The sequence below is a fragment of the Paenibacillus pabuli genome (genome assembly GCF_039831995.1).
Classification (GTDB): domain Bacteria; phylum Bacillota; class Bacilli; order Paenibacillales; family Paenibacillaceae; genus Paenibacillus; species Paenibacillus pabuli_C.
In genome coordinates this window covers 129904-146218 of the sequence record NZ_JBDOIO010000001.1, presented here as the reverse complement: position 1 = coordinate 146218, position 16315 = coordinate 129904, and the positions used below count along the sequence as shown (strand labels likewise).

26 protein-coding genes and 2 tRNA genes are annotated in these 16315 nt (G+C 36.8%); all 28 read right to left on the bottom strand.

What is annotated here, in order from left to right; all coding sequences use genetic code 11:
* Nucleotides 1-228: a hypothetical protein gene (locus ABGV42_RS01010; RefSeq protein ID WP_347379957.1), complete on the bottom strand. Its 228-nt coding sequence runs from the start codon at nt 226-228 to the stop codon at nt 1-3.
* Between the two features lie 12 nt (nt 229-240).
* Nucleotides 241-645, bottom strand: a complete 405-nt coding sequence (locus ABGV42_RS01005; RefSeq protein ID WP_347379956.1) for a hypothetical protein — start codon at nt 643-645, stop codon at nt 241-243.
* 111 nt (nt 646-756) lie between these two features.
* The gene (locus tag ABGV42_RS01000) at nt 757-1536 is read right to left on the bottom strand and encodes a TIM barrel protein (protein WP_347379955.1); all 780 of its coding nucleotides are present in this window, start codon (nt 1534-1536) and stop codon (nt 757-759) included.
* Between the two features lie 397 nt (nt 1537-1933).
* Nucleotides 1934-2299 (bottom strand): hypothetical protein, encoded by a 366-nt coding sequence (locus tag ABGV42_RS00995; RefSeq protein WP_347379954.1) that lies wholly within the window; start codon nt 2297-2299, stop codon nt 1934-1936.
* A gap of 23 nt (nt 2300-2322) precedes the next feature.
* The gene (locus tag ABGV42_RS00990) at nt 2323-2583 is read right to left on the bottom strand and encodes a hypothetical protein (RefSeq protein ID WP_347379953.1); all 261 of its coding nucleotides are present in this window, start codon (nt 2581-2583) and stop codon (nt 2323-2325) included.
* A gap of 17 nt (nt 2584-2600) precedes the next feature.
* On the bottom strand, nt 2601-3206 hold the full coding sequence (locus tag ABGV42_RS00985; protein ID WP_347379952.1) for a hypothetical protein: 606 nt from the start codon (nt 3204-3206) through the stop codon (nt 2601-2603).
* 102 nt (nt 3207-3308) lie between these two features.
* Nucleotides 3309-3959 (bottom strand): hypothetical protein, encoded by a 651-nt coding sequence (locus ABGV42_RS00980; protein WP_347379951.1) that lies wholly within the window; start codon nt 3957-3959, stop codon nt 3309-3311.
* Between the two features lie 14 nt (nt 3960-3973).
* Nucleotides 3974-4528 carry a hypothetical protein gene (locus ABGV42_RS00975; protein ID WP_347379950.1) on the bottom strand — a complete coding sequence of 185 codons (555 nt, stop codon included), beginning with the start codon at nt 4526-4528 and terminating at the stop codon, nt 3974-3976.
* A 194-nt stretch (nt 4529-4722) separates the two neighbouring features.
* Nucleotides 4723-4929, bottom strand: a complete 207-nt coding sequence (locus tag ABGV42_RS00970) for a hypothetical protein (RefSeq protein ID WP_347379949.1) — start codon at nt 4927-4929, stop codon at nt 4723-4725.
* 20 nt (nt 4930-4949) lie between these two features.
* The gene (locus ABGV42_RS00965; protein WP_347379948.1) at nt 4950-5177 is read right to left on the bottom strand and encodes a hypothetical protein; all 228 of its coding nucleotides are present in this window, start codon (nt 5175-5177) and stop codon (nt 4950-4952) included.
* 285 nt (nt 5178-5462) lie between these two features.
* On the bottom strand, nt 5463-5699 hold the full coding sequence (locus tag ABGV42_RS00960) for a hypothetical protein (RefSeq protein ID WP_347379947.1): 237 nt from the start codon (nt 5697-5699) through the stop codon (nt 5463-5465).
* Nucleotides 5700-5718: 19 nt separating this feature from the next.
* Nucleotides 5719-6042 carry a hypothetical protein gene (locus ABGV42_RS00955; protein ID WP_347379946.1) on the bottom strand — a complete coding sequence of 108 codons (324 nt, stop codon included), beginning with the start codon at nt 6040-6042 and terminating at the stop codon, nt 5719-5721.
* A 546-nt stretch (nt 6043-6588) separates the two neighbouring features.
* The gene (locus ABGV42_RS00950) at nt 6589-6783 is read right to left on the bottom strand and encodes a hypothetical protein (RefSeq protein WP_347379945.1); all 195 of its coding nucleotides are present in this window, start codon (nt 6781-6783) and stop codon (nt 6589-6591) included.
* 26 nt (nt 6784-6809) lie between these two features.
* On the bottom strand, nt 6810-7046 hold the full coding sequence (locus ABGV42_RS00945) for a hypothetical protein (RefSeq protein WP_347379944.1): 237 nt from the start codon (nt 7044-7046) through the stop codon (nt 6810-6812).
* Between the two features lie 60 nt (nt 7047-7106).
* The gene (locus ABGV42_RS00940; RefSeq protein WP_347379943.1) at nt 7107-7619 is read right to left on the bottom strand and encodes an RNA polymerase sigma factor; all 513 of its coding nucleotides are present in this window, start codon (nt 7617-7619) and stop codon (nt 7107-7109) included.
* A 144-nt stretch (nt 7620-7763) separates the two neighbouring features.
* The gene (locus ABGV42_RS00935) at nt 7764-8933 is read right to left on the bottom strand and encodes a hypothetical protein (protein ID WP_347379942.1); all 1170 of its coding nucleotides are present in this window, start codon (nt 8931-8933) and stop codon (nt 7764-7766) included.
* Entirely contained in the window at nt 8881-9873 is a 993-nt protein-coding gene (locus tag ABGV42_RS00930) for a toxic anion resistance protein (RefSeq protein ID WP_347379941.1), read from the bottom strand. Before ABGV42_RS00930 ends, ABGV42_RS00935 begins: the two co-directional genes overlap by 53 nt.
* Nucleotides 9874-9996: 123 nt before the next feature.
* The gene (locus tag ABGV42_RS00925) at nt 9997-10875 is read right to left on the bottom strand and encodes a hypothetical protein (protein WP_347379940.1); all 879 of its coding nucleotides are present in this window, start codon (nt 10873-10875) and stop codon (nt 9997-9999) included.
* A gap of 128 nt (nt 10876-11003) precedes the next feature.
* The gene (locus ABGV42_RS00920; RefSeq protein ID WP_347379939.1) at nt 11004-11783 is read right to left on the bottom strand and encodes a hypothetical protein; all 780 of its coding nucleotides are present in this window, start codon (nt 11781-11783) and stop codon (nt 11004-11006) included.
* 94 nt (nt 11784-11877) lie between these two features.
* On the bottom strand, nt 11878-12843 hold the full coding sequence (locus ABGV42_RS00915) for a hypothetical protein (protein ID WP_347379938.1): 966 nt from the start codon (nt 12841-12843) through the stop codon (nt 11878-11880).
* 140 nt (nt 12844-12983) lie between these two features.
* A tRNA-OTHER gene (locus ABGV42_RS00910) sits at nt 12984-13060 on the bottom strand.
* Nucleotides 13061-13067: 7 nt separating this feature from the next.
* Nucleotides 13068-13138, bottom strand: a tRNA-Gln gene (locus ABGV42_RS00905).
* 242 nt (nt 13139-13380) lie between these two features.
* The gene (locus ABGV42_RS00900; protein WP_347379937.1) at nt 13381-14151 is read right to left on the bottom strand and encodes an ATP-grasp domain-containing protein; all 771 of its coding nucleotides are present in this window, start codon (nt 14149-14151) and stop codon (nt 13381-13383) included.
* Nucleotides 14152-14493: 342 nt separating this feature from the next.
* Nucleotides 14494-14916, bottom strand: coding sequence for a hypothetical protein (locus ABGV42_RS00895; protein WP_347379936.1), 423 nt, complete (start codon nt 14914-14916; stop codon nt 14494-14496).
* Nucleotides 14917-15011: 95 nt separating this feature from the next.
* Complete coding sequence (locus ABGV42_RS00890) at nt 15012-15200, bottom strand: hypothetical protein (RefSeq protein ID WP_347379935.1); 189 nt, start codon at nt 15198-15200, stop codon at nt 15012-15014.
* Nucleotides 15201-15212: 12 nt separating this feature from the next.
* Nucleotides 15213-15407, bottom strand: a complete 195-nt coding sequence (locus ABGV42_RS00885) for a hypothetical protein (protein ID WP_347379934.1) — start codon at nt 15405-15407, stop codon at nt 15213-15215.
* Nucleotides 15408-15451: 44 nt separating this feature from the next.
* Entirely contained in the window at nt 15452-16141 is a 690-nt protein-coding gene (locus ABGV42_RS00880; RefSeq protein ID WP_347379933.1) for a zeta toxin family protein, read from the bottom strand.
* Nucleotides 16113-16301 (bottom strand): hypothetical protein, encoded by a 189-nt coding sequence (locus tag ABGV42_RS00875; RefSeq protein WP_347379932.1) that lies wholly within the window; start codon nt 16299-16301, stop codon nt 16113-16115. The genes ABGV42_RS00880 and ABGV42_RS00875 overlap by 29 nt, the downstream gene beginning before the upstream one ends.
* Nucleotides 16302-16315 lie beyond the last annotated feature (14 nt).

The window sequence follows — 16315 nt, the reverse complement described above, 5'->3', positions numbered from 1 at the left end:
TTAAATAAAATTGTATGTAATGTTACTGTCGTCTGCGGTTCCCAGGAATACAAGATCAGGCCATTTAGCTGGGTTTTCAGTACCATGATCTACTTGAATCGTGAATGGTAGTTCTTTACCGTTAATATTAACAGTGTGCATCTTAATTCTGTGTCGCGATGTTGTATATGGAATCTCATTACTCGCACTACGCTGCATCATTCTAGAATAATAAAAATCTTTCAACATGACGTAATCTCCTTATTTATCGTATTGTTTAATCACCCGAATAGCAGAACGCAAATCCTCGTAAGCTGATCGTAATCCTGCTCGATCATCCAGGAAATGATTATAGTAGATCTTTCCACTTTGAAAAGGAACAAAACTAGCATGCTGATTAATACTATCGAATGGAATGTTATTGTTGTTAAGATGATCGCGAATGAAATCGAACTTCGATTCCTCACAAGCAGTATACACAATCAAGTGCATACCCATTTCCTTACAGTCACGGAGTAATTGAATAACGTGATCGAAAGAGTACCCTTTATTATGATAATCGTAAACAGTGTTGTCGAAATCATAAGCAATAATCAATTTGCCGTACTGTCCCCATTCTTCGACCAACCTTGTGACAACATTATTGCAGTTGAGAAAATGATCCATCGATACATAACCTCCAGTTATATTTGTATCTGTATACAACTTAATTAATACGATAGTTAATAGTTTAATAAAATAAAGAGAACTACCCGTTAAGATAGTTCTCAGTAAATATTAGATACTGTTGAAATAGTTTACACTTTCAATCATTGGCGAACAATCATGATACGGAGCGGTTAGTCCGATTTCAAAAATGAACGGCTTGTCCTCAAGATAGGGTTTAAGTTCTTTCCAATTGATCTTACCTTCACCAAGAATCAATCCGTCGTGTGTTTCACCCATGCTATCCACAACGTGAAAGTACTGAGAGTGATCTTTCACAGCTTCAGTGACATTTACCAATTTCTCATTATCACCTTTCAATGCAATGAAGGAATGACTGATATCTTGGCACAAAGGCAAATTCAGCGGTTTAATCAAATACTCGATAAGGTAAGGGTTATCATACGAGAAGAGACCCTCAATTGTATCCTCCCAAAGCAGATATTCACGTCCATAAGAAAGGATATCCGAAATTTTATCCCGCATCTCAAGAGTTTTCTCAAGACTCAAATGATTGCTACTTTCAGTGTTAGCATAGTGTGCGTGTACAATACACTTGATGCCGTAAATTTTACAAGTTTCAACCATTGTTTGAATGTTATCTAAATATGCAATGTACTTCTCATCTTCCAATGCCATGATATCAAGCATTTCCCCATTCGGCAATGTCATAGGGTGATGTAAATAGACGTCAATTCCACTAGCCTGAAGCTGCTCAATACGCTGATGCAGTAGAGTTTTATCAAGAATATCTGCATAGTTCAAGTGCAGTTCCATAATTTCAGGATTATAGTTGTAACGGTTATTAAATGAATTTTCAGACAAGTCTGTTTTAAGTCGCATGTAAGTCATAGATGTACCTCCGATTAAAAGTTATATTAGTGTAATTTGACTAATATAATAGTAATCGTGTAATAAAGTTTCCTTATACCTGGACCCAAGCTGTAAATTGAGATCGATTCATGAATTACACATAAACTATCATATTATTTATTACCTATTCTATAACTAGATGGGCGGTCTGACGAAACAATAAAAACCGAATCGATTGATCCGGTTTTTACAAACACATTTTTATTTTTAATTTAATCCATCTTGGATCTCCAGTACCTTGCCAACCTATAACGTCGAATACTATCGTGACAGTAGTAGATGATACCTGGGGCGGATCCAATCAAAAATGCAATTATAAATCCCTTAATAACAACTCACCCCTATCATGTGATACTTACTTAATGTATTCGTCAATTTACCCCTCAGAGCTGTCTGGACTATATCCATCATAATCGATGTTATTCTTATTGAATACCTGTCCATCAATACCAAGGTACTGTGTATTAAATTCGTCTACTTCTTCCCTAGTCAAAGGTCGTACATCATCTTTGCGGAAGTGAACATCGAAGAAACCAAAACCAGTGACATATTTTCCGATATAGTAATCTTTGTCTTCGGCATAAACCAAAATATTATCATCAATGTCTGTGCCGATATTTCCGAGCTGGTGCAAAGCATCACTACCGGCTTTCAATATCATAGTTCGCGTTTTAAGTTTGTAAGCAGGAGTATCAATTACTCCCGCAGGTCGTTTACCTACGTCATAAGGAACTCTTTCCATGGTTGACATCCTTTCATATTAAATTAAGATTGTTCTAAAGCTGAATAAAAATCCTCGACTGTGAAAGTAATATTCCGTCTTTCAGGTTTACCATGATGCACAATATTAATACTATTTCCATCCTTACTCCAGTCAGCATGAGGTAATGACCCCATATCCCGGTCAGTACTAATAATAGCGTTGATTTGCAACTCCATGACTTCAACATTTCTACCTGTATTTTGGTCCTCAATAATATAACAGTTTCCCATAATAGTAGGTATCGTACGAATACTAAGACTCATGTAATTTCCTCCTAAATTTATCTGTAGTCTCTGCCGTACATTGCCCGGCGTTGCTTACGTTCTTTGTCATCTTCTCCGCGAATACGGTCAGATAAATCTCTGATATTACTAAAACTATTTGCACCATTAATATATGCCCGAGGATACAGGATGTTTCGGTAATGGTAAATGATATCCTTCATTCGATCAGTAGAATCGAACTCTCCGGCAATTACTCGATCCGCCATAAAAGCAGCCACTTCCATAGCTTCAGCGGAACTATATTCACGATCGTAATGTAAAGTTCGATTTCGTGCTGTAAAATCTGCAATCATTGTTTCATCACGGAAATAATCGTTTTCCTCAGTTAACAGGAAATATTCATAATCACCACGGAACTGAAAAGTATGTATTGATGCGTTGTCAAAAAACAATGGCGAATCTACCAATCCTTGGCTATGTGCTTCAGCACGTTTGAATCCCATCATAAATGCTTCTTCACGTGCAACTAACTTGGAATTACCTGTAGCTAAATTTCTTACAAGATAACCTAAAACATATCGTGGGTAATCTTCATTACTTTTTCGGTTAAAAAGAGTTGTTACAATCATATCTACTGTATGTGTTGCTCCCAGGTTGCTCATAGATGTCCTCCAGAGTTCAAAGAGAACGCAACCATGTATAGTGAATATCATGATTGCAATTCTCTTAATTTAGGTTAATACCAACTTTACCTTTATATATAATTACTGATAACGATTGATATTGGACTTAGCTCTGAACTCAACGGAACCTGTCTGGAGATAAACTCCAGTGCCACTGCAATAAATCTCAGGTGCACCTTCGATCTGCTCATTGAAAAGCGATCTGCTAATATCTTTCATAATGACATCAACTGGATCGCGGAAATGTTTACTAAGCGCTTCCACGGCGTCTACGTAAATTGGATTATATACGTCAAAGTAAATATAAAACTCTTCCAAGTAGACTCTTTCGTGAGCACCTGCATCCTTGAGGATTTTCTCACAATCTTCACGGAGATAGTCCATTTTTACTGTTGATTTGATATCAGTCAGAGCAGGATAATATGTTCCGTTATTCAAGTACAAACTGTTTTGATTAATGTAGAGTGTAGGTACTCCACCTGCCTTAGGTACACCGAACAAGAGACCGTCAATGTAACCAACGTACGTTTTTACTGGATCAGCGCTGTTCATCGAAATTCCGATAGTCAAGTTTTCATACAATTCGGTAGTTGTATCAACAAAATAATCGTATTCTCCGATGTAGACTTCCGTATTAGCCGCGTTTTCATACGCTACTTTTATACACAGATTAAGTAATTCTTCCATACGTACAGTACTTTCAATTTTCTCAAAGAAATCAGGCCCACCCATGCAAGTTATCCTCCTTATTTCTCTGTAAGTTTAACAGAGTCGATAATTTTTAAGTAAGTGTCATACAATGCATCGTAACCATCAGGCATACTCGCGTATGTAAAAATGTATGCTTTCTTATTTTCGATGAATGTATGCTGGTCCAACTTGAGTCCTTGATTATTCGTAGAAACTACTGACCAAGTGATCCCATTTTTCTCGACAGTTTCTTCGCTGTCAGCGACCATACCAGAACCACCGAATGAGAGTTCCATATACTTCTCAAGAGTAATATCAGCAGGTAAATTCTCAACTACGATATTGAAACTTGTTGAGTTTGCTGCGTCCATAAGATATGCTGCGTACGTAAAATTCGTATCTGTCTTTTCGTCAACCTTAGTATAAGACTTATCGAACTCAAAGGTGATTCCTTGGAATTCACGTGTTTCCATTTCAGTCGTAGCTTCGGCTGTCACTTCAGCACTTGCCGATACAGCTGTATCTGCAACTTCAGTTACATCTGCCTTACCACAACCAACCAAAGCCAACATCAGGACTGCTGTAGTGATACCCATAATCTTGCGTTTCATATAATTTCCTCCAATGTTAGTCATCACTCATGATGAAAAAATAAATAATAAAAGCAGGTACTCCGAAAATTAGTGCGTCAGATCCTTTAATTACGTCCAACATGTCAAAAACATCATCAAGAAATGCAAGGGAAGTACCTGTAAGTGTTGCTCCAGATCGTCCCAGTAAAGTCATTGTTATCGATCTTAGCGCACTACCCATCAGTTTTCTTCCTCCATTTCTTCTTAATGAGTCCTGAGACAAAATACTCGATTGTTACGCCAATCAGGATCAATACTACAAATCCAATCGCCTTACTCTGAATATAAGGGTCGATCAGATAACCATAAGCGAGTACGTAAGCGATAACAACCAATGCCATCGTGAGCGCCTTTAATGCACGTCTACCGATAATTTCCACCTCCAGTTAATTCAAAAAGATCAGTCGTCATCCAATCCATACTTAGACCATTCTTCAATATACTCTGCCATCTTCCCATCAGGATATCCATGGAAACTAGCGAACCTAGGAATGTTTTCCTCACACACAGCAACAATCCAATCCTTACCACTTGCAATGATATCCTTAGTTTCATAGTTATCACGACCGAAGAAACCATTACAAAAGCCATAAATTCTGATACCGACGAAGTGGTCCTTTACGTACATACTTATCCTCCTAAGGGTTCCGTGAACTAATACTGACTGATTTTTTAAGTGTGTAATATTTTCGCACGTGACTATGACCAGTTGAGAGTACTGTTACATCGGCGATATCCCATCTACGTTCGCCCAACGCATTAAGAGCCACGATAATATCATCAGGTGTTTTTATCAGATCACCTTTAAGTGAGCTAGTTGAGTCATAAATCAACTCCACCTTTTTATTATCGAAAATATTGAACTGTAGTTCAGCATAACTGAATGTATACATAAATACGCTCCCTTACTAATTTAGTTTCCTTGCAATTGTCGGGTACTATCCACAGTGGATGTTCCAGGTAATACTAGCGTTAGCATAATCAGAATTACCATTGCGAAGGATATTGCAACTGGGAATGATACAACAAAGGAGAAATCTTGAGGAATTCCAGCACCGAGTAAAAATTTATAATTAGTGTTCCACATAAATACAGCAAATGCTGCGGATAATGAACCGTTGATTGCCATTTTAATGTATTTCCATGCCATGTAAATTCCTCATTTGCGTTTAAATTTGATATTTTCTGAACAACGTATCTCTATCCTTGAGCGTATCCAAAACTTTTAGTCCACGTTCCGAAATGATATAGTAGTAATTTCTCGTCGGAATCCGTGCTTCGTATGAGGTGATTAACCCTTTACTATACAGAATGTTAAGCGAGTCCCGTCTCAAAGGAATAGCCAGTCTAACGTGATTGGAATACTCATACCAAGCTGAAAAATTCGCCCCTTCATTAGTGACAGCATAAAGGGATTGTGACATTCGGATTAATATCGCAAGTTGGTACTCTGAAAGAGATTTACCTACCTGTGCCACGGTCTGAAATGACATAATATTCCACCTTTATACCTTAATTTCAGTGATATATTACTGAACGATCTGCGATTCATCTACCAAGTTGGAATATCTGTTCCAATAAGCGTAGCGAAGTTTGATAAAAATATCAGAGAGATAATCAGGTATTACGTGAGATTCGAAGAAATCTAACTTGTAGATTGAATGTTGGTATTCGGCACCTTTGCGGTAACTGACTTCGAGTGCATCATAATTACCTTGCACATCAATATAATAAACTACGTGGCATAATTCAGTGCCTATGTAGATATATTCGCCAACCCTGTCATAACGTGTAGCGTTTAAATCAATGCTATCCAATCTGTGAGTTACGTTAATCTTCAACAATTGACACCCTTCCTGTATTTATTAATTATTCTTACTATAAGTAAAATTGGCATCTTAACGATAATACAATACCCCGCGATTATTAACCGCGAGGCATTAGTTGCAGCTGAGGGTAGGGGGAGTTGAACCCCCAGTAATTTAATTACCTTTCCGTTATCCCCATAAAGTTTGAACCGAATATTTTCTCAGTTCAAGTTATTTTTTACATTCGGCAACTTGACTTTTTACAGATTCATGCGCACCCTTCCAAGTACCCATAGCCCCACAATTTACACACTTAACAATGTGATGTAAAAGTTGTCCCTTACCAATAGTATATTCACTATGAGTTTTTCTCCAGATGTGACCACCTGTACCGAAATCGTCAAGTATATTCTTACTCTTTGTCACAGTCCTTCCTCCAGTACACAGTAAATTTATGTTGCATAAACCGTATCAATTTCAGTCGAACCTGACCAGTACACAATCATGTTATATACGACAACATCAATATTCTTGATATGCACAGTCTCGCCGTTATGGTGTACAGACGTAACTTCAGACGTCTCAGGAGAAAAGATAATACTTTTGATGATTTCCTCGCTAAGTTCGTAAGTTTCGTCACCCTTAGAAATAGTTAAACTCAAAAATGGTTCATCGAAAACAGTATCCATATGATTCACCTCCTTTCCAATACTAGTATTTATTTTTATGGATCAATAATAGTCACTGAATTAGGCAATATGATACCGATCCATACGCTTTTGCACGGCCTTCTTTGCTCTATGAATATGAGTTTTTACATTATTTATAGGAATAGATAGCGTGTCAGAAATTTCTTGGTGTGTCATACAATTAACATGACGTAATAAGAAAGGTTGTTTATATTTTTCAGGAATCTTATCCAGATTCTTATGTATCTCTTTAGCTATTTCGGCATTTTCCACCGTTTCCTGAATATTCTCACTATTGTAAAGGGTGTCCTGCCAATTATCGATGTCATCAGCGCGTTTAATACGTCGAAGGTAATCGATACACTGATTCTTAGTAATTTTGCTGACCCAGTATTCGAACTTACATACATTCGGATCATACTTATGATAGAATCTAACAATCTTAATAAGCACTTCCTGCACAACGTCCTCAATATCATGATAATTCTTGACAATGTATCGTACATTTTTAGTTACATAGGGTTTAATATCACGAATAATTGTGTCAAAGTCAGGTTCCGCAGAGTTTGGCATTGTATCTCTCCTTAGTTAAGTGATTTCTTATGATGTTATTTAATTATCTACCTTATATATCCTAATAATATACTTAAAAGGACTAATTAAGGATAGTGTTAAATTACATGACTAAACCCCCGACTCAATGTCGAGGGTAATATTTTAATTTAGTCCAAGTCGCATCTTCAATAGTTGAATATTAAGATGTGTCTTATCCCTAAATCGTGAATCTGTACCTCTGGAAAGAGAACTTATTACAATATCGCTACCGTATTTCTGCGAATTAATAATTTTATACAGTTCCTCAGTTAATAGTATTGAATAGTTGTCCTCAAGCGAGAGTACAGAATCAACAGATTTATCTTTGAGGTTGCTGTGTAAAACGTTGACTACTTCTGAATCTCTGTACGCAGAAGACTGTCTCAATTTTACGAGGATTTCCTTGGCACGATACAAGTTAAACTTTTCAACTACGACATACCTCTCACCGGAGTCTAACTCTAAACTATCAAGATTGATGATTCTTGTGAGTATCGGTATAGCCACATTTTTAGGTAATGCAACGTAGATGATAGATAAGATAGATTTGAATACAATACCCATGACCATCATAAATGATATCATTACTATAATAGTTGAAGCTATAGTTACCATAGTACTGAACATGGAATGTAATACTTCAAAAGATGGTCCCAGTGAAGGTGAGGAGAATACATCCGATATACTCTCAGTAGTCTCAGTTGAACTGCCTGATATACTACCTCCAACTGAAGAGAATAGCCACTGAGCGAAACTATTTATACTTCCACTGATAGCGAGTGTAAATATTGTTATCGATATGAGGAAAGGTACTACGTATGCACTGAGTGCTTTTGGATTAAATAATCGCTTTTCAAGTACTTTTTCGTACTTTGATACAAAGAAGGGTCCGCTAGTATCCTCAGATGCGAAGTCTGAAATACTAACACGTTTCCCCTTAAATAAAGTATCTCTTCCGACAATAAGATCAAGTAATTCCTTAAGTTTTACCTCAACCTGCGCTAATATCCGATTATTTGATTCAATGCTTTTTAACATATCGGATTTAATCAGTTCAGAGAGTTTACTATCAGCGTCGGTATTATTAAGTTTAAGTTGAATTTGTAAATACTCTTGCGAGATGCTCAATAAAGTTTCAGCGATTTCGTAGGTCTGAGAGTTGACACGCTCAAGTTTGGATATTGATACATCCTTTGCCAATTTTTTAAGATTGACAAAAATACTTTGATTACGCTTATAGTCAACCTCGAACAGCAGGAACTCCGTCTGTATTTGGCTTATCGAGGTACTCAACTAACGTCTCACCTCCAAATTTAGTCTTAAATTCCTCAAATTTCTGTAATCCTAAGCTGCGTTGATTTGCGTTCTCTTCCTCAATCCGCTTATATTCTTCGATACCAGCGGACAGGTACTCCCAACTTTCAATAATTGTCTCAGGAGTTACCGAAAATTTTCCACTCATTTCAGCGATCTTATTCGATTGCTCTACAGTATTCTTGACGTTGTTCAGTACGAGCGTGTTAGAAGCATTGTCAAGCGCTTCGATAGCTTCAGCTGCTGATTTCTGCTTCTTCAACTCAATAGCCTGAACCATACTCCGCTTAAATACAGGAAGAGTTACAACAAAGATACTGTTAAATTTCCGTAGTAAATTAAAGTTGCTCTTTTGCATAATGAGCAGCTGCGCTTCAGCTTGGTATGTAAGTTCTAATGATGATTGTAAATCGAATTTACGCTGTTCAAGCAAAGTTTCCAACATTTTTGTTTTCTCAGTACTTTCGATCAGAGATAAAGATTTAATTTCCTTATTAATCTTCTCAATAAGTAATACGAGTTCATCTGCATGCGCACTGTTAACTGCCATGAACTGATTAATTATTTCTACAGATTCCTTAATCTGCTTCTCATGCAAATTTACAGAGTCTGAGAGCTTCTCAATTTCACTACCGATAGATTGGTACTTGGCAATTAACTTATTTATCGGTGTAAATATTCCAAAAGGGTTGAAAATACCGTGTTTTTCTTTGGTAAAATCTACTTTGTTAAATCTCGATAATACTTTGGTTACATTCTTAACGACTGAAGCTGAATCTACGATATCAACTTCACGAGTTTTACTGAGTAGATTATCACTGAATTTAGAAATTTCATTGACAGTCTTTTCACCTAGTGAAATGATATCCATTTCAGTTAAAACTGCTCCATCCTTGATGACAACGGACGTATAAGTCATTTAATCATCCCTCCGTATCCTTATTTACTTGTTATATACTGTATACGTCAATTCAAAGAGAGTATAAAATAAATAGGGATACCTTAAGGTTGCAACTAAGTTACATGAAGGTATCCCTATTTATTATCCTTCTCTATATGGTCGGTAACATCCGCAGGAGTATGCGCCCAAATTTTCAGTAGTATCTGTGAGGTAATGGTAGTTGCCACAATCACATTTGCATCGCCAAATGCCTGATCCACCGAAGGTTTTACCAAGGAATTCGTCAGCTACAATCTTACCTCTACGTAATCCCTTGATATCTCGTTTAGGAGTCCCGTAGGGATTAAATGCGGATAATTCTGGATCAAATTTATATTTAGCCCCGCAATTATGCTCTTTGACTAAATTTATATATTTAAGTTCGACAATATCCTTATGTCCACAGTCACATTCAACTACGAAGTGGATATTAGCACTACCCTCAGGATTATCTGCTAAATCTGTTACTGTAAAGCATCCGTATCTTTTTCCAAAAATAGGAGGAACAATCCCTGGCCCGTGACCAGGCTTTCCGTTATCGCACCCACAAGATCTAGTTGAAGATTTCTCAATTCGATTCTGTTTTATATAACCGTCCATTCCACAGTCGCATCTATACTCCCAGTAAATGATATTATTTCTTACAAGAGGCTGAATATAAGACATCTTGCCTAATTTAAGTCCTTGGATACCGGCATTAACTTCGATAGGTTTAAATTTTTTATGATTAAAATAATCTCCACAATCAACGACGTCACTCTTAGTTAGAGAATAGGCACTTGCTATACGAGGATTACCACAGGTACATTCGCAATTCCAGTAGGCTAATCTCTTTTCTGTATCATATCTGTCAAGTGACATAACGGTTAATTCTCCATAAACCTTTCCAGTGAGATCTTTAAATTTACGTGTAGTTAAGGATTCCTCGACATCATTTACTACGTTTATAAATATCCATTCGGTCTTAGTTCCACGTCCCATTATGTATCCCCCTAATAATACGATTATTCCAGAACCCTTTTATTCATATAACTAAATGAATCCGATAAATATCTGACTCTATCAACGGAAAATACCCTAGCACGAATGCCAGGGTACTTGTAAGTTGTTTAATATCTTTTTAATTCTTCAAGAATCCGATCAATACATTTATACCAATGTAACTTAATATCGATACCTTCCTGTTCGCATAACAGTAAATTTTCGATATATCCTAGGTATGCTCGTTTTTGACCATTAGTTTTTAGCTGACTTGCTACATGATTTAATACTCTTTGTAGAGAGTAGTCTTCGGTATTGTTCAAGAATAGACGGTTAACCAGTACATTATCCTCATGACTATACCCAAAACGCTCCTGGAGTTCCTCATCATTCATATCGAGTACTTCTGAAAGAAGACTCAAACGTTTAACTATTACTTCTAACCGTTGTTCGACCCAATCCCTGAATGTAATATCGATATTGAATTCGTACAAAGATGAGTCTTTATATCTATCCAAAATTTTTCTTAGTGCAGTGTTGATTGATCTATCGTTATAGTACAAAGATATATGATTGTTGTAAATCTCCGGTGCTTGCCATGAAGTATCTTCAGTGAGTTCTAAATACTCGTGCAGGTACATATTATAATCACCGCTGATCATTTTTCCATATGTATCGATACTCAACAAAGTGTCAATTGCTTCGATTTCTGTATAAGTGAATCTTGGCTTACCTCTGTCAATAATTGTGACCAATGCGCTGAGGTGCGTGCTAATCGAACTGATATCCGAAAGATCGATATTTTTACTTTCAAGGTAAACTCTGAGGATTTCCCACTGAGTATCAAAAGGTAATTTGAATTTAGCATCCTTTTCATAAGGTAATTCACTGATATTTAATACGGACATTTTGTACCTCCTTAGGAATTAATATACAGTTAATTTTATTACACAACACTATTACTTCATCACAACTTATTTAAAAGGATAAATTATAGTTTAGTTAATAAGGAGGGAAGTAGTTAACGTCGTAAGCACGTGCGATATAGTAAATTATCTCTTCATCGTTGAAATATCTCCGTGAAGCTGTATATAGCCTAATATCACTTGACAAACGATCGACAAAATCATTATAGCCGATACCATTATCGACTACGTTATGATATACATACCAAGTAATATTGTCACCAGACCTCCAAAATCCATTGTAAATGGTTTTAAATTTCCAAGGATAAAATGTACGAGGATAAGCTTCAAACAATAGCTGAAGCCCACTATTCGCGCTACTGGTGTTGGAGAATTTAGCTAAGTTTGCCAAAGTGAAAGCATTAAAATTATCATATACATCTTGAACCGACCATCTAAGTTTATTACCGATTAAGTCACGCACTGCTCCGAGAAGATTGCCTTGCTTGTCCCAAATTCCACGGAAACCTGCAGGTAAATTCCAAGGATGATACTGACCAGGGTATGCGAACTCTAAAATATCATAAAGATTATATGAATCATTAGATGAACTTTGCACCATACCGTATAAGCCGTTATACCGGAATGTATCGTAAGAGAGGTTATTACAAACGTCCTCGTGACTCCATTTCAATTTTTCCTCAAACAACCAACGTGTAGCGATAGCATATGTTTCCTCATTCCAATAATTCTGCGGTACTTTTTTCAATTCCCACGGCATGTACTCTCCAGGGTAAGTAAAATTTAAAAGATCATAGGTACCACCATTGAAATGTGAGTAAATTCCTAACAGTTTGTATTTTTTCAGTAGTTCACCGTCAAGGTTAGCTGCGATTTCGTCACGTGACCATTGCATAATATTCTCGAAGAAATGAATTAAAATTCTCCGCATAGAATCATCCTCTTTAAGTGTACCTCGTGGCAACCTACCCAGTTCTCCCCGCAAAACAGCTACATATATTTCTTCAATTGTTCCATAATTTTCATAGTTATTTTTAGCCATATAGAATACCCCGTATACTTTATAATGATTATCTTTATATTAATGAGATTGAAGATTCATTGTAATAAAATAACCTGCTCTCCGATACTTATCAGATAAACAGGTTATTTATGTATATAAAATTATGTAATTTTAGTTGTTGGCAGGAGAGGCGGGATTCGAACCCACTTACTACGGTTTTGGAGACCGAGCGATTATCCCGTATCTTTACTCTCCTATATTAACAGCCTGTGCAGGAATTGAACCTACGGTGCGACATTCAAAGTGTCGTGCCTTACCGCTTGGCTAACAGGCTATGGCGGGAGGTATCGGATTCGAACCGATGTGGGAAACATGTTCCGCCAGATTCAAAGTCTGGAGCCTTCGACCACTAGGCAAACCTCCGAGATGGCAGCCCCTACCGGAGTCGAACCGATGCGTACCCTGATTCAAAGTCAGGAGCTCTACCATTAAGCTAAGGGGCAATGTTATTAAGTTAATACGCTGTCGGATTTCGTCACTCTGTCGTTGCATGTATCTCACCGCCTTCAATATTATTTAAAATTTCATATTATCCAATGCGTCTATAATTTTTGGTACATTAGCCGCGTAAAATCCTGATGAATTAATATTGTTAATCTCAATAACGGAATAACCGTTTGCTGTCAATGCAATATCAATTACAAATGCCCGTGAAGGTTCCCACATATCAATCATATCTTTTGCAAAACTGATACAATCATATTCGACGTTATCACTAGCATAAACTGTACCGCCTGACTTATATTGCGAGTAGGATATAATTTCACCATCGACCACGAAAAATCGATATTCAGCGTAAATCTCTTTACATTCTGCAATTACAACATTGTCATTAGCGAAGTTAAAGCCATAGTCAGTACCCAGAAAGTTATAACGCCATTCGTTGAAATAGTCCAAATTCATTACTTGGCCATTGAAAGCTTTAGTGTCTTCACTAGGTCGAATGAAGAATTGACTATAATAGGGCTGAATTTCACGGAGTTTTCCAACCAGAGCACCATAGTTTAGAAGGAACTCACCATAAGCCTGAGACCATCTATCATAATCAAAGTTATGGTTGATAAAACTTCCAGGTACTAATCGATTATGTAGTGCGTAAGCGGATAACTTAGTTCCTCCACATACAATGATTCCATTATCTCGTAAATTTTCGATGTTATTTACAGTTGAAATTTCACAATCGACAGTATTGACTACTTCATAAGGAATACCTAAGCGTTCGAGAGACTCAGTGAGTAGTGTATGATTGTGCTGACTATAAAAATTACGTTCAATTACCCAATACATAATGACTACCACCAATCATGCGAGTTAATTTATGACTTTGTTTCATTTATTTGGTATCTCTTCCTTACACTTATAATAATACCACATTTATCTTTACCAGTCAACGGAGTTTTAAGTTATTTTATAGATATTTTTGAGATTATGCGACTAATTTAGGCAATACTGAAGAAGACCACGATATCCGTAGTTTTTTAAAGTTAAACTATTCAGTACTGTAAATTTTGGCTGTAATTTGCAGTGTCGCCATCGTCTAACAGTGATTATTAGCATCTGTCGCACCTTCTGCGAGTTTCGCTGTCGCATACTTCTCAACTCCTTTATTATTGGATTACAGATACAGTACTACCCAGTTTTGCTTACACCATAAGATACCTGACGTACAAAAAATTTGAGTTCCATGAAATCAGATACACCATAAGGATGTTCTGCGTCGTAGTGCAATCCTTCATAGTAAATCCATTGGTGATATCCGAAAAGGATGTCCAATATGTGCGGATTATCTTCTATAATTCTACTAGCATACCCTAGACCAGGTTGATAGCTGAAAACATAATCAGGCTCAGCGTATCCCATGACTGTTGCAGTATCTATGATACAGATATCAGTATCACTGCCCAGCTGTTCAACAACACCTTGAGCGATATTAAAACATTTTCCGGTATTAATTAACTCTAATTCATACTCATCAATGTTATTATAGTTCTCAACATAATGATTGCGCAAATTAATAATAGTATCTGTTATTTTTGTTCGTGTACTATTCATATTTTAACCTCCATGTAATTTTTCTTCCGCTCAATAAAAAAGAGACCCGCGAAATACGCGAGTCCCTTAAATTCAATCCAGTTATTGTTCCTATATCAGGATACAAGTGGAGATGAATACCAAGGCCTAATCTCTGCGTCTTTCGCATTATTATCCATATTCCAGTTGATCTGCCACTGCTGCCACCACTGACCTGCAACAATAATAACCCCGCTAGTTTTAGCGAAGTTGTTAACGATCTGCTGAATATTCTTGATAATAATGGAAAGATTAAGCTTTGACATTGGTTTCACCTCCTAGGCAAAAGAGTATCCGTGATGCAGTGCTCTCAGCAATTCATCTCGACTTAAACTATTTAAAGCAAGGGTTTCTTTATCAATCCAACCGAGATCATGTATTGCAAGGACGATAATATCATCCCCGTATGAATAACGGCGCCTAAGTACATTCAATGCAAGAAACTGTTCGATATTAACTTTGACTTTATCCAATAAAATCACCTCAATACCAATCTTACCTATAATACTGAGGACATCTATTCGTCAAAGTATTGAAGTCCAGCGGATACTTGTCGGTAGTTTTCAATAAGACTTATAGTCTCGGCATAAGTGAGATCGAACCATTGGTATTGTTCTCTGTTGGTGATATGAGGGAATAAGTACTCATCCAGTAAATTTCCTCTATACTCACGATTTAATAAGTAAATTCGTGTACCATACTTGTATAATAAGGCGAGAGGTCTAGAATCAGAATTGTCATAGATTGTCATCGTATTTGATGCTTCGAATAATCCTAACATATTATACATGCTTTTATAATATCGCGATACTATTTTATCACGAGGAACATCATGACCACCCTTAGAATGTCTCTCAGCTACACGTTCGATATTAATACGAGGGTCTCTAGTGGTTACGTATACCGATTCTACCATATAACCTTTTTGTCGTGATTCGTGTAAAAATGTTAATTTCTCTGGATGCGAGAGTACAGTTTCAAACGCAAGGCTTAATCCATATTCGATCGCATTTTTGCGAAGTACTTCACAATATTGCATTGCAGCTATGTATCTCTCTTCAATATTCGCTATTGAAGAGAAGTCACTTCCTTTAACAGCTTCATCAGGGTTAATATAAATCTCAGGAAAATATTCCCCGTGCTTTAATCGTTCGATAATAGTAGATTTACCAGAACCGTTAGGCCCGGCGAGAATTAATAGGTTCAATCGATCGGTCACCCCGTTCACGCATCAGTTTTAAGATAATTTGCTCGCTGTTACGGAAACTTTCGTTGAGACTACGTGAAACTTCAGGAAAAGGCTTAATTTCGGAATCCTGGATATGACCAATAGTTCCGGGCGTGTTGACCAGTTTAAAGTTAGTCATCAGACATCCTCCTA

Coding starts and splice junctions, on each gene's coding strand:
- ABGV42_RS00990 (WP_347379953.1), bottom strand. CDS start 2,583: ATGAGTCTTAGTATTCGTACGATACCTACTATTATGGGAAACTGTTAT.
- ABGV42_RS00960 (WP_347379947.1), bottom strand. CDS start 5,699: ATGGCATGGAAATACATTAAAATGGCAATCAACGGTTCATTATCCGCA.
- ABGV42_RS00925 (WP_347379940.1), bottom strand. CDS start 10,875: ATGGGACGTGGAACTAAGACCGAATGGATATTTATAAACGTAGTAAAT.
- ABGV42_RS00980 (WP_347379951.1), bottom strand. CDS start 3,959: ATGGGTGGGCCTGATTTCTTTGAGAAAATTGAAAGTACTGTACGTATG.
- ABGV42_RS00995 (WP_347379954.1), bottom strand. CDS start 2,299: ATGGAAAGAGTTCCTTATGACGTAGGTAAACGACCTGCGGGAGTAATT.
- ABGV42_RS00940 (WP_347379943.1), bottom strand. CDS start 7,619: ATGCCAAACTCTGCGGAACCTGACTTTGACACAATTATTCGTGATATT.
- ABGV42_RS00945 (WP_347379944.1), bottom strand. CDS start 7,046: ATGGATACTGTTTTCGATGAACCATTTTTGAGTTTAACTATTTCTAAG.
- ABGV42_RS01005 (WP_347379956.1), bottom strand. CDS start 645: ATGGATCATTTTCTCAACTGCAATAATGTTGTCACAAGGTTGGTCGAA.
- ABGV42_RS00985 (WP_347379952.1), bottom strand. CDS start 3,206: ATGAGCAACCTGGGAGCAACACATACAGTAGATATGATTGTAACAACT.
- ABGV42_RS00975 (WP_347379950.1), bottom strand. CDS start 4,528: ATGAAACGCAAGATTATGGGTATCACTACAGCAGTCCTGATGTTGGCT.
- ABGV42_RS01000 (WP_347379955.1), bottom strand. CDS start 1,536: ATGACTTACATGCGACTTAAAACAGACTTGTCTGAAAATTCATTTAAT.
- ABGV42_RS00900 (WP_347379937.1), bottom strand. CDS start 14,151: ATGTATTGGGTAATTGAACGTAATTTTTATAGTCAGCACAATCATACA.
- ABGV42_RS00915 (WP_347379938.1), bottom strand. CDS start 12,843: ATGGCTAAAAATAACTATGAAAATTATGGAACAATTGAAGAAATATAT.
- ABGV42_RS00920 (WP_347379939.1), bottom strand. CDS start 11,783: ATGTCCGTATTAAATATCAGTGAATTACCTTATGAAAAGGATGCTAAA.
- ABGV42_RS01010 (WP_347379957.1), bottom strand. CDS start 228: ATGTTGAAAGATTTTTATTATTCTAGAATGATGCAGCGTAGTGCGAGT.
- ABGV42_RS00955 (WP_347379946.1), bottom strand. CDS start 6,042: ATGTCATTTCAGACCGTGGCACAGGTAGGTAAATCTCTTTCAGAGTAC.
- ABGV42_RS00895 (WP_347379936.1), bottom strand. CDS start 14,916: ATGAATAGTACACGAACAAAAATAACAGATACTATTATTAATTTGCGC.
- ABGV42_RS00930 (WP_347379941.1), bottom strand. CDS start 9,873: ATGACTTATACGTCCGTTGTCATCAAGGATGGAGCAGTTTTAACTGAA.
- ABGV42_RS00890 (WP_347379935.1), bottom strand. CDS start 15,200: ATGTCAAAGCTTAATCTTTCCATTATTATCAAGAATATTCAGCAGATC.
- ABGV42_RS00875 (WP_347379932.1), bottom strand. CDS start 16,301: ATGACTAACTTTAAACTGGTCAACACGCCCGGAACTATTGGTCATATC.
- ABGV42_RS00965 (WP_347379948.1), bottom strand. CDS start 5,177: ATGTACGTAAAGGACCACTTCGTCGGTATCAGAATTTATGGCTTTTGT.